This is a genomic window from Metabacillus hrfriensis (genome assembly GCF_030127205.1).
Taxonomy (GTDB): Bacteria; Bacillota; Bacilli; order Bacillales; family Bacillaceae; genus Bacillus_P; species Bacillus_P dongyingensis.
Genome location: NZ_CP126116.1, coordinates 3,668,019 through 3,685,611 on the forward strand (window position 1 = coordinate 3,668,019; position 17,593 = coordinate 3,685,611).

The 17,593-nt window shown below is 39.7% G+C and carries 22 protein-coding genes; 4 read left to right on the forward strand and 18 right to left on the reverse strand.

The features are described from left to right. Nucleotides 1-8: 8 nt before the first annotated feature. On the reverse strand, nucleotides 9-791 hold the full coding sequence (locus QLQ22_RS18255) for a phosphatidylserine decarboxylase (protein ID WP_223436850.1): 783 nt from the start codon (nucleotides 789-791) through the stop codon (nucleotides 9-11). A gap of 100 nt (nucleotides 792-891) precedes the next feature. On the opposite strand from QLQ22_RS18255, the gene pssA reads away from it, so the two are divergent. Continuing rightward, nucleotides 892-1,431 carry a CDP-diacylglycerol--serine O-phosphatidyltransferase gene (pssA, locus tag QLQ22_RS18260; protein WP_223436852.1) on the forward strand — a complete coding sequence of 180 codons (540 nt, stop codon included), beginning with the start codon at nucleotides 892-894 and terminating at the stop codon, nucleotides 1,429-1,431. 32 nt (nucleotides 1,432-1,463) lie between these two features. Here pssA and QLQ22_RS18265 read toward each other — a convergent pair whose 3' ends face one another. Continuing rightward, on the reverse strand, nucleotides 1,464-1,628 hold the full coding sequence (locus tag QLQ22_RS18265) for a hypothetical protein (protein WP_223436854.1): 165 nt from the start codon (nucleotides 1,626-1,628) through the stop codon (nucleotides 1,464-1,466). Between the two features lie 418 nt (nucleotides 1,629-2,046). Here QLQ22_RS18265 and QLQ22_RS18270 point away from each other — a divergent pair, with 418 nt between their 5' ends. Next, nucleotides 2,047-2,187, forward strand: a complete 141-nt coding sequence (locus QLQ22_RS18270; RefSeq protein ID WP_284015296.1) for a YrzI family small protein — start codon at nucleotides 2,047-2,049, stop codon at nucleotides 2,185-2,187. A gap of 185 nt (nucleotides 2,188-2,372) precedes the next feature. On the opposite strand, the gene sigK is transcribed toward QLQ22_RS18270, so the two are convergent. Further along, a complete protein-coding gene (gene sigK / locus QLQ22_RS18275; RefSeq protein ID WP_070874405.1) occupies nucleotides 2,373-3,101 on the reverse strand; it encodes an RNA polymerase sporulation sigma factor SigK in 729 nt (242 codons plus the stop codon). Nucleotides 3,102-3,314: 213 nt separating this feature from the next. Between sigK and QLQ22_RS18280 the strand changes: the two genes are divergently transcribed. Next, nucleotides 3,315-4,061, forward strand: a complete 747-nt coding sequence (locus QLQ22_RS18280; RefSeq protein WP_223436858.1) for an SGNH/GDSL hydrolase family protein — start codon at nucleotides 3,315-3,317, stop codon at nucleotides 4,059-4,061. 74 nt (nucleotides 4,062-4,135) lie between these two features. On the opposite strand, the gene QLQ22_RS18285 is transcribed toward QLQ22_RS18280, so the two are convergent. The 5 genes from QLQ22_RS18285 to QLQ22_RS18305 all read right to left on the reverse strand — a co-directional run bounded on the left by QLQ22_RS18285 (nucleotide 4,136) and on the right by QLQ22_RS18305 (nucleotide 7,940). After that, entirely contained in the window at nucleotides 4,136-4,375 is a 240-nt protein-coding gene (locus tag QLQ22_RS18285) for a YrhC family protein (RefSeq protein ID WP_223436860.1), read from the reverse strand. A 92-nt stretch (nucleotides 4,376-4,467) separates the two neighbouring features. Then, nucleotides 4,468-5,601, reverse strand: coding sequence for a bifunctional cystathionine gamma-lyase/homocysteine desulfhydrase (locus QLQ22_RS18290; protein ID WP_223436861.1), 1,134 nt, complete (start codon nucleotides 5,599-5,601; stop codon nucleotides 4,468-4,470). 1 nt (nucleotide 5,602) lies between these two features. Continuing rightward, nucleotides 5,603-6,526, reverse strand: coding sequence for a PLP-dependent cysteine synthase family protein (locus tag QLQ22_RS18295; protein ID WP_284015297.1), 924 nt, complete (start codon nucleotides 6,524-6,526; stop codon nucleotides 5,603-5,605). A gap of 43 nt (nucleotides 6,527-6,569) precedes the next feature. Beyond that, nucleotides 6,570-7,268, reverse strand: coding sequence for a 5'-methylthioadenosine/S-adenosylhomocysteine nucleosidase (gene mtnN, locus QLQ22_RS18300; protein WP_223443574.1), 699 nt, complete (start codon nucleotides 7,266-7,268; stop codon nucleotides 6,570-6,572). A 30-nt stretch (nucleotides 7,269-7,298) separates the two neighbouring features. Then, entirely contained in the window at nucleotides 7,299-7,940 is a 642-nt protein-coding gene (locus QLQ22_RS18305; RefSeq protein WP_284015298.1) for a class I SAM-dependent methyltransferase, read from the reverse strand. 171 nt (nucleotides 7,941-8,111) lie between these two features. Between QLQ22_RS18305 and QLQ22_RS18310 the strand changes: the two genes are divergently transcribed. Further along, a complete protein-coding gene (locus tag QLQ22_RS18310; protein WP_223436869.1) occupies nucleotides 8,112-8,312 on the forward strand; it encodes a DUF2536 family protein in 201 nt (66 codons plus the stop codon). A 176-nt stretch (nucleotides 8,313-8,488) separates the two neighbouring features. Here QLQ22_RS18310 and QLQ22_RS18315 read toward each other — a convergent pair whose 3' ends face one another. From QLQ22_RS18315 to ruvX, 10 genes are all read right to left on the reverse strand, one after another. After that, a complete protein-coding gene (locus QLQ22_RS18315; protein WP_223436871.1) occupies nucleotides 8,489-9,178 on the reverse strand; it encodes a YrrS family protein in 690 nt (229 codons plus the stop codon). Nucleotides 9,179-9,231: 53 nt separating this feature from the next. After that, nucleotides 9,232-10,974 carry a peptidoglycan D,D-transpeptidase FtsI family protein gene (locus QLQ22_RS18320; protein ID WP_284015299.1) on the reverse strand — a complete coding sequence of 581 codons (1,743 nt, stop codon included), beginning with the start codon at nucleotides 10,972-10,974 and terminating at the stop codon, nucleotides 9,232-9,234. A 57-nt stretch (nucleotides 10,975-11,031) separates the two neighbouring features. Continuing rightward, nucleotides 11,032-11,505: a transcription elongation factor GreA gene (gene greA / locus QLQ22_RS18325; protein WP_070879795.1), complete on the reverse strand. Its 474-nt coding sequence runs from the start codon at nucleotides 11,503-11,505 to the stop codon at nucleotides 11,032-11,034. 311 nt (nucleotides 11,506-11,816) lie between these two features. Then, nucleotides 11,817-12,452, reverse strand: a complete 636-nt coding sequence (gene udk, locus QLQ22_RS18330) for a uridine kinase (protein ID WP_223436875.1) — start codon at nucleotides 12,450-12,452, stop codon at nucleotides 11,817-11,819. Nucleotides 12,453-12,454: 2 nt separating this feature from the next. Then, nucleotides 12,455-13,723, reverse strand: coding sequence for a peptidase U32 family protein (locus QLQ22_RS18335; RefSeq protein WP_284015300.1), 1,269 nt, complete (start codon nucleotides 13,721-13,723; stop codon nucleotides 12,455-12,457). Between the two features lie 27 nt (nucleotides 13,724-13,750). After that, on the reverse strand, nucleotides 13,751-14,680 hold the full coding sequence (locus QLQ22_RS18340; RefSeq protein ID WP_284015301.1) for a peptidase U32 family protein: 930 nt from the start codon (nucleotides 14,678-14,680) through the stop codon (nucleotides 13,751-13,753). Continuing rightward, nucleotides 14,673-15,335 carry an O-methyltransferase gene (locus QLQ22_RS18345; RefSeq protein WP_284015302.1) on the reverse strand — a complete coding sequence of 221 codons (663 nt, stop codon included), beginning with the start codon at nucleotides 15,333-15,335 and terminating at the stop codon, nucleotides 14,673-14,675. Before QLQ22_RS18345 ends, QLQ22_RS18340 begins: the two co-directional genes overlap by 8 nt. Nucleotides 15,336-15,517: 182 nt before the next feature. Continuing rightward, a complete protein-coding gene (mltG, locus tag QLQ22_RS18350; RefSeq protein ID WP_284015303.1) occupies nucleotides 15,518-16,645 on the reverse strand; it encodes an endolytic transglycosylase MltG in 1,128 nt (375 codons plus the stop codon). Between the two features lie 211 nt (nucleotides 16,646-16,856). Then, nucleotides 16,857-17,144 carry a DUF1292 domain-containing protein gene (locus QLQ22_RS18355; protein ID WP_223436885.1) on the reverse strand — a complete coding sequence of 96 codons (288 nt, stop codon included), beginning with the start codon at nucleotides 17,142-17,144 and terminating at the stop codon, nucleotides 16,857-16,859. A gap of 32 nt (nucleotides 17,145-17,176) precedes the next feature. After that, a complete protein-coding gene (gene ruvX / locus QLQ22_RS18360) occupies nucleotides 17,177-17,593 on the reverse strand; it encodes a Holliday junction resolvase RuvX (protein WP_252207218.1) in 417 nt (138 codons plus the stop codon).

The window sequence follows — 17,593 nt, forward strand, 5'->3', positions numbered from 1 at the left end:
CCCTCTTTTCATTTTTTCACAGCCAATACCTCTCCTGCTTTTACTTCCTTCTTCAGTGCAACTGAATCTGCAAAATCAGTTTTGTGTTTTTCAAACAGCAGAACAACTGTAGATCCAAAAGAAAAATAAGCCAGTTCTTCTCCTTTTTGCACCTTTTCATTAGCATGAGTTAATTGAATCGTATTTATAAACATCGCACCTACTTTTACAACCGCAAGATGATTATGATCTTCTTCTTTAATTTCTGTTATAGTCCGGAAATTCTTTGACAGTGGTGATTTTCCGTACATTAAACCCCAGCTGTTAACGGGATAAGATTTATTCCCCAGCTCATACTGTTTAACAACCGTTCCCGAAGCCGGACTATGTATGCGGTGATAATGGCTCGGACTCAAATACAGAACAATAAACGAACCATTTATATATTTTTCTGCTAAAGCAGGATCTTCAAGCATATCATGAATAGAATAAGGCTGATCTTTGACAATAATGGCATCATGTGAAGAAATAGTGCCAAATTGTTCAATGACGGCATCAACAGGACTTATGATATGATTTTGGTTATTATCAAATGTTCTTGCATTTTCTTTTAATTCCCGAATAAAAAAATCATGCAGAGACGGATAGGCATCCATCTGCTTTTTAGCTTCATTTACGTTGACTTGATAAATCTTTGCATAAGACGGAATAATAAAACGGCTGCGGGATGATTCAGCAAATTTCATGATAAACTTTGAAACCGGGAGAGAGTTTGTTAATTCAATTAGATATTGGTACAGTTTTCTTTTCAATTTAGTCCTCCAAAAAAAATTACTTTACTACATTGATTTTGATGCATAGAATAAAAGTAGGATTTATTGGTCATTTATGCAATTATAAGGAAGTGCAATTATGTTTTTTATAAGTTATGTAGACGCAACAGTAAAAAAAATAAAAGCAAATACTGCTAATCTGCTTACCCTCGTAAATCTCGGACTTGGCGGTTTTGCGATTCTGTATACAATAAATGATGTCTTAAACTTAAGTCTATTGCTTATTTTTCTCGCAGCACTTGCAGACCGGTTTGATGGGATGGTTGCCAGAAAGTTTAATATTGAATCCGAACTTGGTAAGCAATTGGATTCAATGAGTGATATTATATCATTTGGTGTAGCCCCCGCACTACTTCTTTATAAAGGAATTCTTTTTGAGTTGGGTGCACCAGGCGCATTTTTTATCGTCTTATACATTGGATGCGGCGCTTTCAGACTGGCAAGGTTTAACATATCAGACAACTGCGGCTTCTTCAATGGGCTTCCAATTACAGCAGCAGGGTGTATACTGACGTTAAGCTATCTATGGAAGGATTTCATGCCGGCTTCCAATTACATCTTTTTGCTTATGATTTTATCATTTTGTATGATTGCTTCATTCAAAGTCAAAAAAATGTAGAAACACCTCATTCGATGAGGTGTTTTTTTTGGCTATTTGCAGTAGTTATTGTAGTAATAGCCTCCTCCAAGGACAAGGAGGAGAATCAGCAGAACCACAATAAAGGCATACCAGTAGCCAAAACCGGTGTATGGTGCATAAGGATATGGGTACGGATATAAAGCTGGCGGTCCATAAAAGGGTGAACACGAGCGCATTAGAATGACCTCCTTTATCTGACTTTACTGATAAAATATGTGACATGCATCTGCTTTGTATAGGCAGCTGCCATCCATTACAGCGTTTTCACCTGGTTTTCAAAAAAATTGTGCCTATTTTGTGAAAAAAGGGTTTACAATATCTTCTATCGTGGATATAATTACCAATGTAATCAAATTTATGAAAAGGGAGGTCGAATCCAATGTTGATCAGTCAATTAGAAATGAACCAATTAAATATCTCTCTATTCGACCGAACTGGTGCATAATCCTAATTTAGTATTGTCCTTACCGCCACAGGTTGAGTAGTATCTGCCTGTGGCGTTTTTATGCTTATTTTCATATAAACGTATCACGCCACAGGTATGTCCTGTGGCGTTTTACATTTTAAGGAAAATATTTAAAGGAGGTGATAGGTATGACCATCCACTTATTATTTGTTACTTTAACAATTAAACGAAAGCATAAATCAATTGATCAAGTGCAGCATGAAGAACAAGTTTACAAGTCATATGAAGCAATGATGAACAAATGCTTTCAAATGTACAACGGCAACTAATCTATATTTTCACCACAACCATAAATAGAAAGGAGAGAGTTAAAATGATGATTCAAATGGTTTTAAGAATGCACCTCAATGTGGAGAAGGATACTGCATAGGCGTACCATCCATACATCCGCTGCATCCATCATTTCATTTATTATCAAAAAAAAGCGAAGAAACCTCACAGGTTCTTCGCTTTTTTATCCTTTGCTTTTTTGCTGGTTTTTCTTTTCTTTTTCTGCCCGGTAAAATTCATGAAACATCTTCATTAAGGCCCTTTTCTCGATTCTTGAAACATAACTCCTTGAGATCCCAAGCTCCTTCGCAATTTCCCGCTGTGTTTTTTCCTTCTGAAGATCTAGCCCGAACCTTCCGACAATTACTTCTTTCTCCCGTTCATCCAGAATATCAATGAATTCTTTCACTTTTTCAAGCTCCATATTCAGCTGAATGGTATCAATGACATCCTCTGATTCTGACTTTAAGACATCTATCAGGCTTATCTCGTTTCCTTCTTTATCCTGTCCGATAGGATCATGCAGGGAAACATCTTTCTTTGTTTTCTTAAGTGCTCTCAGGTGCATGAGGATTTCATTTTCAATACACCTTGCAGCATAGGTGGCAAGTTTTGTTCCTTTTCCTTCTGAGTAGCTTTCAATGGCTTTTATCAGGCCGATTGTCCCGATAGAAATAAGATCCTCTGAGTCCTCGCCGGTGTTTTCAAATTTCTTGACAATATGTGCTACAAGCCGCAGATTATGTTCAATCAGCATGTTGCGGGCATGTTCATCCCCAGTCGCCATAAGCCTGAGATACTTCTTTTCATCATTTGCTGACAAAGGCTGAGGGAAGGCATTGTTTTTGACATATGATACTAGAAAGACTAATTCCTTTAATAAGTATCCTAAAGCTGCTAAAACCCCTGACATTGACCCACCTCCACGTACAGAATGTAGGCTTTAGCCTATAAAACATTTGTATGTAAAGCGGGGCATGTTTGTGTCTGTACTAAGAAAGATTGTACGGAATTATCCTGTATTTATTTAGAATTAAAGCGCATACATTGTGACACTTTTGAGAACCCTATTGATTCTTCCATTTATTTGATCAATAATGGATTTTAGTGATTTGGAGGTGCTTTTTTGAAAAAGTATTTGTCTCTTGCCGCTTTTCTTGTGATTTTACTATTAATGAGCTGCGGAAACCGCTCAGAAAGATATACGATTGTGGCCTTTGGCGACAGCAATACACGCGGCGCCAACTGGACCATCCGCAATTATCAGGATACAGATAAATGGGTAAATTTAATGAAATCCACTTTGCCTGTGAATAACGGGCAGGCTTTGATCCATAATGCCGGGGTTGGCGGTGAAACCACTGAGGATGCAAGGAAACGCTTTAAGCGTGATGTGCTGAAAATGGATCCGGATTTGGTTTTCATCATGTTTGGAACAAATGATGCAGTCATTTTGCCGAATGGGAAACCAAAAGTAGACCGTGCACGTTTTAAAGAAAATCTTCTCTATTACGTGCGAGAAGTAAGGCATGCCGGCGGCACCCCCGTCCTTATGACCTGTTTGCCGATTGTAGAAGGAAACGGCAATGACAAACTATACTACACCCGCTATCCGAAGAAGCTTTATGCTCATACTGATGGAGCCAGGAACTGGCATAACTCATACAACGATATTACCCGCGAAGTCGCATATAAAAATGATGTCACTCTGATAGATAACTGGACAAATATGGTGAAGTTTGCCGGCGGAGATTCGGATGAAGCTTTATTAAATTCAGGTATCATCGATCCATCAGGCAATCATATGACGCCACAGGGAGCAGAACTGATTTATTTATCCATCCTTGAAAGCAAAGTGCTCAATTCTAAATAAAAGAACCCATTCTCAGACTGGAATGGGTTCTTTTTTATATGAAATTACAGGCAGAAAGCCTGCATGTTCCTTCTTTAAGCATCTTCCTGCTCATCTAAACGCTTCTTATATGTGATGGAACGTTTAAAACAGAAAAAGGCTGCTGCCAAGAAGACTGAAGTCGTCCCCATCATCACATATTCTTTTATTGCGCTGGGTTCTTGGCCCTGTGCGGGAATCAGCATGCCTATATATAAAAAGACACTGACTGCAAGCAGCACAAATGCGTATCTCTTGTAATCAGTCATTAGGTGCTGAACATGTTTTTTATTCATTTTCCTTTTCACCTGCCATAAATGTGTCTCTAATAAAACGATAACATATAACAGCGGTGATTTATGCATGTAAATTCCGGCAAAAGAGGAATTTACTTTAAAGCATTTTTTAAGTCTTCAATTAAATCCTCTGAATCTTCTATACCTACAGAAATTCTTAGTAAACCATCTGTTATGCCAAGCTCCATGCGGCGTTCTGCAGGAATCGAAGCATGCGTCATTTTAGCAGGCATGGAAATTAAGCTCTCAACAGCACCTAAGCTTTCAGCCAATGTAAAATACTTAACTTTTGACAAGACTTCTTCTGCTTTCTTTTCGCTTCCTACATCAAATGAAACCATTCCGCCGAAGCCTGATGCCTGTTTTTTGGCAATTTCATGGTTTGGATGATCAGCAAGACCTGGATAAAACACCTTGTTAACAGCTGGATGATGATCAAGAAACTGGACGATTGCAGCAGTATTTCTTTCATGTGCCTCCATGCGCAGCGCAAGAGTCTTAATGCCGCGAATGAGCAGCCATGAATCTTGAGGCCCCAGAACTCCTCCAGTGGAGTTTTGGACAAAGTGAAGCTGTTCAGCCAGCTCCTCAGAGTTAACGACAACAAGCCCTCCTACAACGTCACTGTGGCCGCCGATGTATTTTGTTGCACTATGAAGGACAATATCTGCTCCCATTAAAAGAGGAGTCTGCCAATACGGTGTGCTGAATGTATTATCTACAATCGTAAGCAGCCCATGTTTTTTAGCAAGAGAGGCTGCGGCTTCTACATCAGTAATTTTAAGCAGCGGATTTGTAGGTGTTTCGATAAATAGCGCTCTTGTATTTTCTTTAACCGCCCCTTCAATGTTTGATAGATCGCTTGTATCAACAAATGTAGAATCAATGCCAAGACGGTTTAACACTTTAGTCATAACGCGGTATGTTCCGCCGTAAACGTCATCTGTTAAAATAACATGATCTCCGCTGTTAAAAAGCATCATAACTCCTGTTATCGCAGCCATACCTGAACCAAAAGCAAAGCCGGCGTGTCCTTCTTCAAGATCCTTAATCAGCTCTTCCAATGCGTGTCTTGTTGGATTACCGGTACGTGAGTACTCAAATCCTTTATGATTGCCGACTCCATCCTGTTTGTATGTGCTGACTTGATAGATTGGCGTTGATACGGCTCCTGTATGAGGATCTCCGACAATACCACCATGAATCATCTTTGTTTTGCGTTTCATCCTATATTCCTCCTTCATAAATTTTTTTGCTTAAGTAACGTTCACTGCTGTCAGCGAAAATGGTTACAATGTTTGTTCCCGGTTTAGCTTTTTCTGCCTCTATCAGTGCTGCGTGAAGGGCTGCTCCTGATGAGCTCCCGACTAAAAGACCTTCTTTTATAGCAAGCTCCTTTACACGGTTAAACGCATCTATATCTAAAACGGTATGAATGCTATTAAAATATGACTCGTCCATATAACCAGGCAGAAATTCCATGCCGATTCCTTCTGTTTTATGCGGGCCGGGTTCACCGCCACTTAAGATGGAGCCTTCTGGCTCAACGATGGCAGTCCTGATATTTTCGTTCTTTTCTTTTAAATATTGGGCTGTGCCCATGAAGGTACCGCCTGTGCCCGCACCGGCCACAAAAATATCAATGCGGCCGCCCAGCTGCTCCCAAAGCTCGGGACCGAGCGTTTTGTAATAAGTAAGGGGATTCACAGGATTGGCAAATTGCTGCGGACAATAAGAACCAGGGATCTCTTCAAGAAGTTCTTGTGCTTTTTTAATAGCTCCCTTAATTCCTTCACCGGTTGGAGTATTGACCACCTTTGCTCCAAGTGCCCGCATAATATCCTGCTTTTCCATGCTGAATTTCTCAGGAACGCACACGACCACATTGACTTTGCGGTGAATCGCAGCAAGGGCAAGACCGATTCCGGTATTGCCTGCTGTAGGCTCGATAATGGTTCCGCCCTCTCTTATTTTGCCGGTTTTAATCGCTTCATCTATCAATTCAACTCCAAGACGGTCTTTAATGCTGCCGCCAGGGTTAAAAAACTCAAGTTTTGCAAAAAGGCGCACTCCTGCAGGCAGTTCAAATTGTGTAATCTCCATCAGCGGTGTATGCCCAATAAGTTCTTCAATGCCCTTTACAACTTTCATTTTATTCACTCCCAAGAATTAAAAAGAGGGATCACCCCGTCTATTAGCTTTTTAAAGCACTCACAATACTTAAAACCAGCTGTGCAGAGTTCTTTGCAGCTGTATCTAGATACTGCTCAAATGAAACATCCGATTCTTTGCCGGCAATATCGGATAATGATCTAATAATGACAAAAGGTACACCAAATTGATGCGATACTTGAGCAATAGCTGCTGCTTCCATTTCTACTGCATAAAGGCTGTCAAATTTAGTGCGGATATATGCCACTTTTTCCGGATCATTCATAAATGAGTCACCCGTTGCAATCAGTCCTTTTACAACTTGAATGCCTGTTTGCCCTTCTGCCTGTTGGGCTGCAATTTCAACCAGCCTTGGATCCGGCAAAAAGGCTGGCGGCATTCCCGGCACCTGCCCGTATTCGTAATTGAATGCTGTAACATCAACATCATGGTGTCTCACTTCAGAAGAAATGACTACATCCCCTACATTCAATGATTGATGAAAACCTCCTGCTGATCCTGTATTGATTACATAATCAGGCTTATATCGGTCAAGTAAAAGGGTTGTGCTCACTGCCGCGTTTACCTTTCCGATCCCTGATTTTAATAAAATCACATCAATTCCTTTGTATGTTCCTGTTGTAAATTCACTGCCTGCAATTGTTTCTGAAGAAGGATTTTCAAGCTGTTCTCTTAATATAGATACTTCCTCTTCCATTGCTCCGATAATTGCTGCTTTCATCATTTAGTCAAATCCTTTCCAAAAGGCGAATTATTGTTTCACTGCTTCCATTAACCAGACAAATTCATTCATTTGTGTAAAGGTAACTTCAAAAGAGTTGCTTTCAAAAATACGGCGCATGACAGAATGTGTTGGGTAATATTCTGTTTCAAGGTCCTTTGCCAAGTTTAAGAAATGCTGCTTTTTCGATTTTTCGATCATGGCTTGATGCGCCTTCTGATCGGTAAAAACAGTGTCAGCAAAAACTATTTTACCACCTTTTCCAAGAAGACTGCCATAGATTCGGACAGCTTTCTCCTTTTCTTCATCTGTTAGATGATGAAAAGCATATGTGCTCACAATCGTTTCAATCTGTTTCTCAGGAACCGGAAATGTCAAAAAATCTCCGTCGCTGATTTGCACTGCGCTGCCAAGCTTTTCTGCAGCCTTTTCACGCATTGTTTTCGATGGTTCAATTCCATATACTATTTTCCCTGTATTCAAAAGCTCATTCGTTAAATTACCAGTACCTACACCAAATTCAAGAACCGTTTTTCCAGATAGCTGTGTGACAGCTTTAAGAATTTGATCATAGCCTGCAAAAACTTCTTTATATTCTTCATCATGTCCACCGACAGTTGAATCATACGAATGTGCCCAATCCTCAAATAACTCTACAAATTCTCTGCCCATTTATGCCACACTCCATTATATGCTGTAAATTTAATAATTCCTATCTGTATACTATGAATTAAAAATTGAACTGTTCTTAATTTACCATAATCCCTTTCATTAAGGCAATGAAAAGACTTTCCATCGGTTATTTTGGTAAAATAATAGGGCATGAGAATGGAGGATTGCCTAATGTTTAAATTGGAGTTTATAAAAGATAAAGTAGAATTTTTTGAGGCAGAGAAAATTACAGATTTAGAAAGAAAGATCAATGAGCAAATTGAGGTTAATAAAGCTATTTTGCTTGAGCTTCATTCTGTTGCGCATCAAATGCATGTGACAGAGGAAGGCAGAAGGTTCTATAGTGCTGCTGTGCATTTTAAAGCTAAATAAATGGGACAAGTGCAAGCGACTGTATTGCTCAGGCAGGGAAGATAATGATCCCGCAGAAAAGTCCGGGATTGTCTTTTTTGCCCGAATTGATCTGGCTGGGGAGCTGGGCTATGGAGCTAAACATTAAAACGCAAAAAAAGGTGATATCCGTATAAACCGGGTATCACCTTTTTACATTACCTTGTTTCTGTTTGCTTTAATTTTTCCACTTTAACTGGCTTCCAGCCCTCATTTTCCACCCAGGTAATTTCTACTTTGTAGTTCTGTGTTTTATCCTTGGATGAAATAGTTCCTTTGGCATCATTAGGACTTCCGTTATTGCCGATAAACCAGATTGTCATATCTGATTCACTTAAGCCGGTAGCATAGCTCATCGCTTTAATCATTTCAGCCCAGTCCTGTGAATTCTTGTCATACTGAGCAGTATGAGTTCCAGATTGTGAAGTGCCTACTGGTTTCCAGCCCGGATTTTCTATAATCTGATCAACATTGGAGTTTGGATCTCCTTCTGTGACCACTTCTTCCCCGGCTTCTGATTCTTCAGGCTGTTCTTCAGCATTCTCTTCTTCTTTTGCGGCATCCTCTTCTTCGCTGCCGTCTTGATCTGCTTCAGCGTCTTCTTTCGCTGTTTGTTCTTTATCTTTTTCTTCTTTATTTTTTTCGTTTTCGATTTGATTTGAACCCGTTTCTTCTTCCGTATCTTTTGACGCCTGTTCACTGTCATCTCCGCCAAGCATCAGCTGCGATCCAATAACAAGAATAAGGATGACGACGATGCCAATTAAAATGTTCAGGACAACATTTGCTTTTCGGCGCTTATCACGATTTTCAAAACGTGATCCTTTACTTAGTTTGCTCAAGTGCATTACACTCCTTTATCCCTTTACATTCTGTTTTATTCTATCATTAGAATGAATTTCTATCTAGTAGCAGCATTTTCTAGCCGGGCCAATTCATTTGCCATGTCATAAAAAATACTATTTGCTGAAGATTGGGCACTATGTGTATCAAGTTCTACTACAACCATGGCATATTTAGGCTGATGTGAAGGGAAAAATCCTGCGAACCATTTATGTACTGTACCCTTTCCTGTTTCTGCAGTCCCGGATTTACCTGATACCTCAAATGGCAAGCTTTGAAACCTTCTGCCGGTCCCTTCTTGATCAGTTACGACTAATCGAAGCAGGTGCTGAAGCTTTGCAGCTGTATAAGGTGAAATATTGTCGCTTTCCGGTTCTTTATCCGGAAACTTAAACATGGTAGTGCCATTTTTATATAAGATACTATCTGCAATTTTTACCTGTTTTTTTTCGCCGCCTCGTGCAATTGCAGCCATCATGTTAGCCACTGACAGCGGTGTGACCCGGACATTTTTTTGTCCGATTGCTGTTTGAGCAATTGCCCGTTCTGCAGTTTTGTCCGTCTTATCTCCCCATAAATGCGGATTTTTCTCTTCAGGAAATTGCTTAAAATCTTCATAATGATAAACCGGGCCGCTCCAGCCTGCTTTTTCGGTTAATCCCAGTTTTCCGGCATATTCATCTATTGTATCTGGGTCTTTTTCCATTAACTCGTTAGCTATTGATGTAAATGTATTGTTGCAGCTTTGAGCAAAACTTCTTTCTAAATTTAAATTGCCTTTATCGTTTTCTTCATCAGGTTCACCGTACATATTCAGACTGCAGTCATATATTCTGTTCTTATCAATTCCGTTTTCAATCCCAGCTGCAGCAATGACTGTTTTAAACACTGAACCGGGTGCAATTGGAGTGAGCATCAGATTCGCATAGGTTTCATGCTCAGATCGGTTCATTTCAGGTTTGCTGACCATGGCAAGTACTTCGCTTGTCTCTGCATCCAGCAGCACGATTCCCCCTTTTTTCACGTTATACCGGTTCATAACATGATTCGCCATATCCTGCATAGAACTGTCTATCGTTGTTTTAACACTTACAGGATAAAAGGGATTAGCATCAGCAATATATTTAACATTAATGCCAAACAGCGGATTTCCGTCTCCGTCAACGTGGTACATTAGTTTCGTTTCGGCGTCTGGAAGCAGAAATTCATCAAATGCTTTTTCGAGTCCTGTAATCCCAATCTGAGTTTTCGAAGATAAATTTTTCTTTTCGGGATATTTTTCTCTAAGCACTTCAGCATTTTCCCCAGTTATACCGATATAATGATCTGCTGCCTGCCCTTTCTTTTTTGTTTGCTGATAAATGGCAAATACACCTGGGATCTCCAAATCATTGATTTCTTTTATGGCGGATTCATTCAGCTCGAACCCTTCTTTTGATCCTAAGAGCAGCGGCTTATCCGCTTCTTCTAATAATCTCTCCACTTTGAAACCTGGAACATTGACAATTGCTGATAGTTTACTGATTGGCCAGTCAATCTTATTCAGAAACGGAAACAATACAAGCTTGGCCTCCTGTTCGTGTCCAAGAGGGCTTCCATTTCTATCTGCAAAACGACCTCGTCCATCATCAATCATGACTTCCTGTGTCCGCTGACCGACGCTTTCCTCAATCAAATTTATGTTTCTGTCTGTAAAAGATTCTGTGTGAATCATCTGGATATCTGCAAGTCTCAAAATTAAAGCAAGCATAGATAAAAAAATGCAAATCGCAATTATTTTCATTCTTTTTCTTGTTTTCATAGAAAAACACCTCGTCTGTAATTAGTGTCGACGAGGTGTTTTTTTATTAAACCTATATTATTTAACGTTTGTAATTTTCACATGCATTTCTCCGCCAGGAGTCTGCACATTGACTTCATCTCCAACTTGACGGCCCATCAGGCTCTTTGCAATCGGAGAATCATTTGAGATTTTTCCTTCAAATGGATCTGCTTCAGCGCTTCCTACGATTGTATATGTTTCTTCATCGCCATTTGGAAGTTCAACAAATGAAATGGTTTTTCCAAGTGTTACAACATTTGTATCGGCATCTTCTACAATGATCTTCGCATTGCGGATCATGTTCTCAAGCGTAGTCACTCGTCCTTCAACAAAAGCCTGCTCTTCTTTCGCTGAATCATATTCGGAGTTTTCTGAAAGATCCCCAAAGCTGCGGGCAATCTTGATTCTTTCAACTACTTCTTTACGCTTAACGGATTTTAAATATTCCAATTCCTGCTCAAGCTTTTCTTTACCTTCAGTTGTCATAGGAAATACTTTTTCTTGTGCCATGATCTCACTCCTTCTAGTATAACTGTCCCCCAAAAAAATTAGGTATGTAAAAAATGCACTGTGATAATGGGGAGGGCAAAACTTTATGCCCTCACACTGCAATATGCATATGCTGAACTTTTCAGGTGATCTTGTGAGGAATAGCCTTTAATGTAGCTTAAAAGCAAGCCTGCGGCTTGCTTTCCTCATAGAGCATACAATGCTCAAGTTTACTTTAAATGAGAATTTTTACTCAGTCAATGATGAACCCTGAGAAACTTTAACAGCCTATACATAATATGGTCACAGTAATCTTTATCTATGCTATGTTATTACAAAATTGCATTTAGTTCAAGAATTGTTTGAATTTTTGTAACCATAAGGTCAATCGCTACGTGATTTTGACCGCCTTCTGGTATGATGATATCCGCATAACGCTTAGTAGGCTCAATGAACTGATTGTGCATCGGCCTTACAACCGAAACATACTGCTCAATCACTGAATCAATTGTTCTTCCGCGTTCTTTAATATCACGGAGCATTCTTCTGATAATGCGGATGTCTGCATCTGTATCTACATAAAGCTTCATATCCATCAAGTTGCGGAGTCTCTCGTCTTCTAGGACCAAGATGCCTTCAAGAATAATCACATCTTTAGGTTCTACTAAGATAACATCCTCTGAACGAGTATGAAGCTTATAATCATATACAGGCTTCTCAATAGCTTCGTAATTCAGAAGCTGTTTAATGTGCTCAATTAAAAGCGTGTTATCAAAAGCAAGCGGATGATCATAATTTGTATTCAGTCTCTCTTCGTAGGGTAAGTGACTTTGATCCTTATAATAGAAATCCTGTTCAAGCATCAGAATGGAATGTCCTTTGAAATGCTCGTAAATGGATTTTGTAACGCTTGTTTTACCTGAGCCGGAGCCGCCGGCAACTCCGATTACTATGGGCTTTTCCCCCATAATCACTTCCCCTTTCGCATCATGTTATTTGGGAAGACTTTTTGATCCGCTTTAAACTTTACAATTTGCAGTGGATGACGGGCAGCATCGAGCTCATTGCCCTCTTCGTCCCATAGTTTATCAATGGTTTGCGTAAAGTTCGAAATTTCAGGACCAAAGAATTCGACTTCATCCCCTGGTTTGAAGAAATTGCGCTGCTGAAGGGTAACCATACCTGTTTCCTCGTTGTAATCAAGGACAAGTCCTGCAAAGTCAAAAGTCGTTTTCTTTCCATGAATTCCAAACATTTGCTCCTCAGTACCTGGAACACCTTCAAAGAATGCTGGCGCAGTGTCACGATTGGCACATTTATCAAGCTCTTCAAGCCACTCTTTTTGAATGACGAAGTTCTCAGGATCCGCACAGTATGCGTCAATGACCTTGCGATACACACTGACAACTGTTGCTACGTAGTGAATGGATTTCATGCGCCCTTCAATTTTCAGGCTGTCGATGCCAAGCTCAATCATTTTTGGAATGGATTGAATTAAATTTAAATCTTTCGGGCTCATCGCAAATGCCGCATCATCCGCGCCAAACAAAGCTTCTTCACCGTTATCAGCAAGTTTATAAAGATCATAATCCCAGCGGCATGACTGACAGCAGCCTCCGCGGTTTGAATCCCTTGCAGTCATATGGTTGCTGAGTACACAGCGTCCGGAATAGGCAATGCACATTGCACCATGGATGAACGTTTCAATTTCGATATCCACTTTTTCTTTCATTTCTTTAATTTCTTCAGCGCTCGTTTCGCGGGCAAGCACCACGCGCTCGAGACCTTCCTCTTTCCAGAACTGAACAGCTTTCCAGTTTGAAAGAGATTGCTGGGTGCTTAGGTGAACCTCAAGCTTTGGCGCTACTTTGCGGCATGTCTCAATAATCATCGGATCGGCTACAATGATGCCTGCTACTCCTGCATCCTGCAGACCCATTAAATATTCTTCAAGACCGTCCATGTTTTCATTATGTGCAAAAATGTTTGTCGTTACATAAATTCTTGCGCCATACTTGTTTGCAAATTGAACACCTTCAGCCATTTCTTCTTGTGAAAAGTTGTCTGCATTTGAGCGCAGGCCAAATTCTTTTCCGCCGATAAAAACAGCGTCAGCCCCGTAATGAACGGCAATTTTAAGCTTTTCTAAATTTCCGGCTGGGGCCAGCAATTCAGGTTTTTTCGTAATGACGCGTTTGCCGTCAATAATTTGTGAGATGTTATCTTTAACAGTTACCATCCTATTTCCTCCTTCATTTCTTATTTTTCAGTAAACTGTTTCCTTAAAGAAAAACCCTGTATCTAAAGGCCGGTTCTCAGGCTGAATTTTTTCTATGTCCGCAAGCAGCTGATCTTTTACATCTTCATACTGTTCACGGTCCTCAATACATAAATCAATAGCTTGGCGGTATTTTTTTGTAACCTCAATCAAATACTCAGATGTCTGCAGGACACCATCGATTTTAAACGAGTCAATTCCGCCATCAATCATATCTGAAAGCTCATCAATAATGCACATATCGTTTGGACTCATGATGTGGGTGCCGTTTGCATCTTCATAAATCGGGTACTTATTGCTGCGCTCTTTATCATGGAGGAACATCGTTTTTTCATCTTGGATGCTCTCAATTTTCATAGCTTTTCCTTGGTATTCATAGTAGTTTCCGATCAGGGAGCGTTTTGATTGGAACATGCATGTCATGCCATGAACCTGCACTTCAATCTCCACTTCTGCATTTTCTTTTGTTTCAATAATCGATTCCATGCTTAATTCCCGTGCTAAAACAGCGCGTTTAGCGCCTTTTCTGCCCCAGTAATTGCACGTATACCAGTTGGTTGCTGTCGTTTCTGTATTCCAATGAAGCTTCATTTCAGGAGCTGCTTCTCTTGCAGTCATTAAAACAGCCGGATCACCAAAGACGACCGCATCGACTTTAATCTCGCTTAAGAACCGAAGGTAATCATACAATTCTTCAATTTTCTCATTATGAAAAATAGCATTCATTGCAGCATATACTTTAATGTTTTTTGTATGAGCAAGAGCTGTAGCTTCTTTCATTTGATCTCGGTTAAATTCTCCTGCAAGACGGAGGCCGTAACGCTGTTCTCCAATAACTACCGCAGTAGCTCCTGCTTCAGCAAGAGGGAGAATATCTTCAACTTTTGTCGGTGTAACAATTAATTCTGGTTTATTCATCTTTTTCACCTCGTTTTATACTTACAGCCATTCCATCACCAACCGGGAAAATCGCTGTGTGATAGGCTTTGTTTGACATCAGCCATTCATTGTATGTCCTTATTTTTCTTAAAAGCGCGCGCAGTCTCCGATGAAAGGACATATCTTCTTCTTCAGATGCAACTAATCCTTTGAATAAAACGTTGTCTGTAATTATGCAGCCGTTATCTGAAAGCATTGGTTCGTACATTTCAAAGAACCGCATATACTGACCCTTTGCTGCATCAATAAAAATCACGTCATAAGGACCTTTTTCTTCTATTTGTTCTTTAAGCTCCAATGCATCTCCCTGCAGAACCGTAATTCGGTCTGCTAACGCATTTGCTTCAATATTTATGGCTGCCTGCTTAAATCGCTCTGCATTTCTTTCAGCCGTTACGATTTCTGTTTCAGGGAGCGCTTTGCACATCCGTATCGCAGAATAGCCGATTGCGGTGCCGATTTCTAAAATCTTTTTTGGCTGTTTCAGCACAAGCAGACTAATGAGAACTTCTATTCCTGTCTTTTCCATAATGGGAACGGCGTGTTCAAGCGCGTATTGCTCCATCTGTCTGACTGCTTCGTCTTGATCAGGAAGAAGGCTCTCTATATATGATAAAATCGTGTCATTTTCCATTGTCTTCTCCTTCAAACGGTGCGTATTCACCGTTAAAGTGTGTCTTAAGTCATGAAAATAAGAGTTCTTTCGGAGAACTCTTGTCATTATTTGTTATTTTGTTTATCTTTCTCTACACAACTCGATATATTTTACCACAACAGAAAAGGGAATGCGAATATTTTCACGTTCCCCTCTGTTCTTTATTTATTGGTAATATGCTCTGCTTTAGCTTTGTTGTGCTCTTCAAGTGTTTTTGTGAAAATGACTTCACCTTTTTTTGTTGCCAGGAAATAAAGAAAATCTGTTTTTTCAGGCTCCAATGCCGCTTTCATGGATTGATCTCCGGGATTTGCAATTGGTCCGGGAGGCAGTCCTTTCACCTTATACGTATTATATGGTGATTTCACTTCAAGATCTTTATAATACACTCTGTCCTTATGCTCCCCAAGTGCATACAGCACAGTAGGATCTGTCTGAAGGGGCATTTCCTTTTCAATCCGGTTGTAAAATACACTTGATATTTTATTCCGGTCAACTGATTGTGTAGCTTCTTCTTCAATCAGAGATGCCATTGTAAGAAATTGATGGACCGATAATTTCTTCTCTTCAAGCTGAGGAAGATAAGGGAATACAACAGTATGCGTCTTTTTAATCATCTCTTCTAAAATAAAATCAAGGGAAGGCTTTTTTTCATAAAAAGGATATGTCGCAGGATAAAAATAGCCTTCAAGAGGATATTTAATATGCTGTCCATATATATCTTTCGTTATGGTTTCCGGATATTTCTTTTGCATCATAGCTATGAACTCTTTATTATTCATCCTGCTGAGAACTTCTTTTTCGGTAAACCCTGAATGTTTGGCTATCGATTTAGCAATGTCCCTTATTTGGATTCCCTCGGGAACTGAAATTTGGAATACAACATCCGTAATCACTTTACCGGATTTAAGACTTGCCACAATATCTTCGATTTCCATTGAGGGTGTTAATTTGTAGTTTCCCGCCTGAAAACCTGACTCATTTTTAAATTTCACATAATATTTAAATACTCTTTTATCCTTAATGATTTTCTTTTCTTCTAAAATTGCTGCAATTGTGGAAACGGATGATCCTATTGGAATGTTTACATTAATTGCATTTTTGTCCTTTTCATCTACAGGCTGCAGCGCAGACTTTATATATAAATAGCCGCCACCGATTAATCCTGTCATTAAAATGACTATAACAACAAAAATCACAAGGACGATTTTTCGGATGACTTTAGCTTCCTGCTGTTTTTCAAGGAGTTTATTTTGGATGGAATGTTTGTTCGAATCAGCTTCTGACATTATAAAATGTGTCCCCCTTTCATCAAAATGATTATACTACATAATCATTGTTTTTTCGCCAAATTCCAGCATATTTTTAAGGAAAGGTCACTTTAAGAAAGAAAATTCACATTATCGATCTATGTTTGGCAATCCTACCATAGAACTATTATCTCCGGATGATTGACATTTTCTTATTCAGGCAAAAAAAAAACCGTCATAAGACGGTTTCTTACTTTTCTTCCTCTTCGTTATCAAGGAATGTATTCAGCATCTCTTCTACAAGATCCCACTCTTCTTCTGTTTCAATCGGTGCTAATTCTCCGTCTATCCCGTCTGCTGTCGGTTCGAAGCTTGATGCATGAATTTCAATTTCCTCTTCATCATCCTGCTCGCCAAGAGGGTAGTAAAGCACATATGATTTTCCAAATTCTTCAGATGCAAATGTGAAAAGAATTTCACAAAGCTGTTCATTTCCATTTTCGTCTACTACTGTAATTTGTTTTTCTCCGTGTTCCATTGCAGTCACCTCATCTATAGTTTGCTGTCAGTTTAATTCAGGCTATCCAGGTATCCTTGCAAAATCATCACTGCAGCCATTTTATCAATTACTTTTTTTCTTTTCTTTCTGCTGACATCTGCTGAAATCAATACTCGTTCAGCCGCCATGGTAGACAATCTTTCATCCCATAGTATAACCGGAATCCCAAATTTTTTCTCAAGCTTTAAAGCAAATGACTGGCTTGCTTCACCTCTTGGTCCAACCGTTCCATTCATGTTCTTTGGGAATCCGAGAACGATTTTTTCTGCTTGATGCTCATTCACAATCTGCGTGAGACGCTCCAGCCCGAAGTTACCGCCGGCTTCATCAATTTTAATCGTCTCAAGCCCCTGTGCTGTCCAGCCAAATTCATCGCTGACAGCAACTCCAAGGGTTTTGGAGCCAAAATCCAAACCAATAATTCGCAT

Bases quoted from the DNA above. Each gene is read 5' to 3' on its own strand.
- mtnN (WP_223443574.1), bottom strand. From the start codon at position 7,268: ATGAAAGCAGCAATTATCGGAGCAATGGAAGAGGAAGTATCTATATTA.
- pssA (WP_223436852.1), top strand. From the start codon at position 892: ATGTTTTTTATAAGTTATGTAGACGCAACAGTAAAAAAAATAAAAGCA.
- QLQ22_RS18310 (WP_223436869.1), top strand. From the start codon at position 8,112: ATGTTTAAATTGGAGTTTATAAAAGATAAAGTAGAATTTTTTGAGGCA.
- QLQ22_RS18290 (WP_223436861.1), bottom strand. From the start codon at position 5,601: ATGAAACGCAAAACAAAGATGATTCATGGTGGTATTGTCGGAGATCCT.
- QLQ22_RS18320 (WP_284015299.1), bottom strand. From the start codon at position 10,974: ATGAAAACAAGAAAAAGAATGAAAATAATTGCGATTTGCATTTTTTTA.
- QLQ22_RS18295 (WP_284015297.1), bottom strand. From the start codon at position 6,526: ATGAAAGTTGTAAAGGGCATTGAAGAACTTATTGGGCATACACCGCTG.
- QLQ22_RS18305 (WP_284015298.1), bottom strand. From the start codon at position 7,940: ATGGGCAGAGAATTTGTAGAGTTATTTGAGGATTGGGCACATTCGTAT.
- sigK (WP_070874405.1), bottom strand. From the start codon at position 3,101: ATGTCAGGGGTTTTAGCAGCTTTAGGATACTTATTAAAGGAATTAGTC.
- QLQ22_RS18285 (WP_223436860.1), bottom strand. From the start codon at position 4,375: ATGAATAAAAAACATGTTCAGCACCTAATGACTGATTACAAGAGATAC.
- QLQ22_RS18315 (WP_223436871.1), bottom strand. From the start codon at position 9,178: ATGCACTTGAGCAAACTAAGTAAAGGATCACGTTTTGAAAATCGTGAT.
- udk (WP_223436875.1), bottom strand. From the start codon at position 12,452: ATGGGGGAAAAGCCCATAGTAATCGGAGTTGCCGGCGGCTCCGGCTCA.
- QLQ22_RS18355 (WP_223436885.1), bottom strand. From the start codon at position 17,144: ATGGAACACGGAGAAAAACAAATTACAGTAGTAGACGAAAATGGAAAT.
- QLQ22_RS18265 (WP_223436854.1), bottom strand. From the start codon at position 1,628: ATGCGCTCGTGTTCACCCTTTTATGGACCGCCAGCTTTATATCCGTAC.
- QLQ22_RS18270 (WP_284015296.1), top strand. From the start codon at position 2,047: ATGACCATCCACTTATTATTTGTTACTTTAACAATTAAACGAAAGCAT.
- QLQ22_RS18335 (WP_284015300.1), bottom strand. From the start codon at position 13,723: ATGGTAACTGTTAAAGATAACATCTCACAAATTATTGACGGCAAACGC.
- mltG (WP_284015303.1), bottom strand. From the start codon at position 16,645: ATGTCAGAAGCTGATTCGAACAAACATTCCATCCAAAATAAACTCCTT.
- QLQ22_RS18340 (WP_284015301.1), bottom strand. From the start codon at position 14,680: ATGAATAAACCAGAATTAATTGTTACACCGACAAAAGTTGAAGATATT.
- greA (WP_070879795.1), bottom strand. From the start codon at position 11,505: ATGGCACAAGAAAAAGTATTTCCTATGACAACTGAAGGTAAAGAAAAG.
- QLQ22_RS18345 (WP_284015302.1), bottom strand. From the start codon at position 15,335: ATGGAAAATGACACGATTTTATCATATATAGAGAGCCTTCTTCCTGAT.
- ruvX (WP_252207218.1), bottom strand. From the start codon at position 17,593: ATGCGAATTATTGGTTTGGATTTTGGCTCCAAAACCCTTGGAGTTGCT.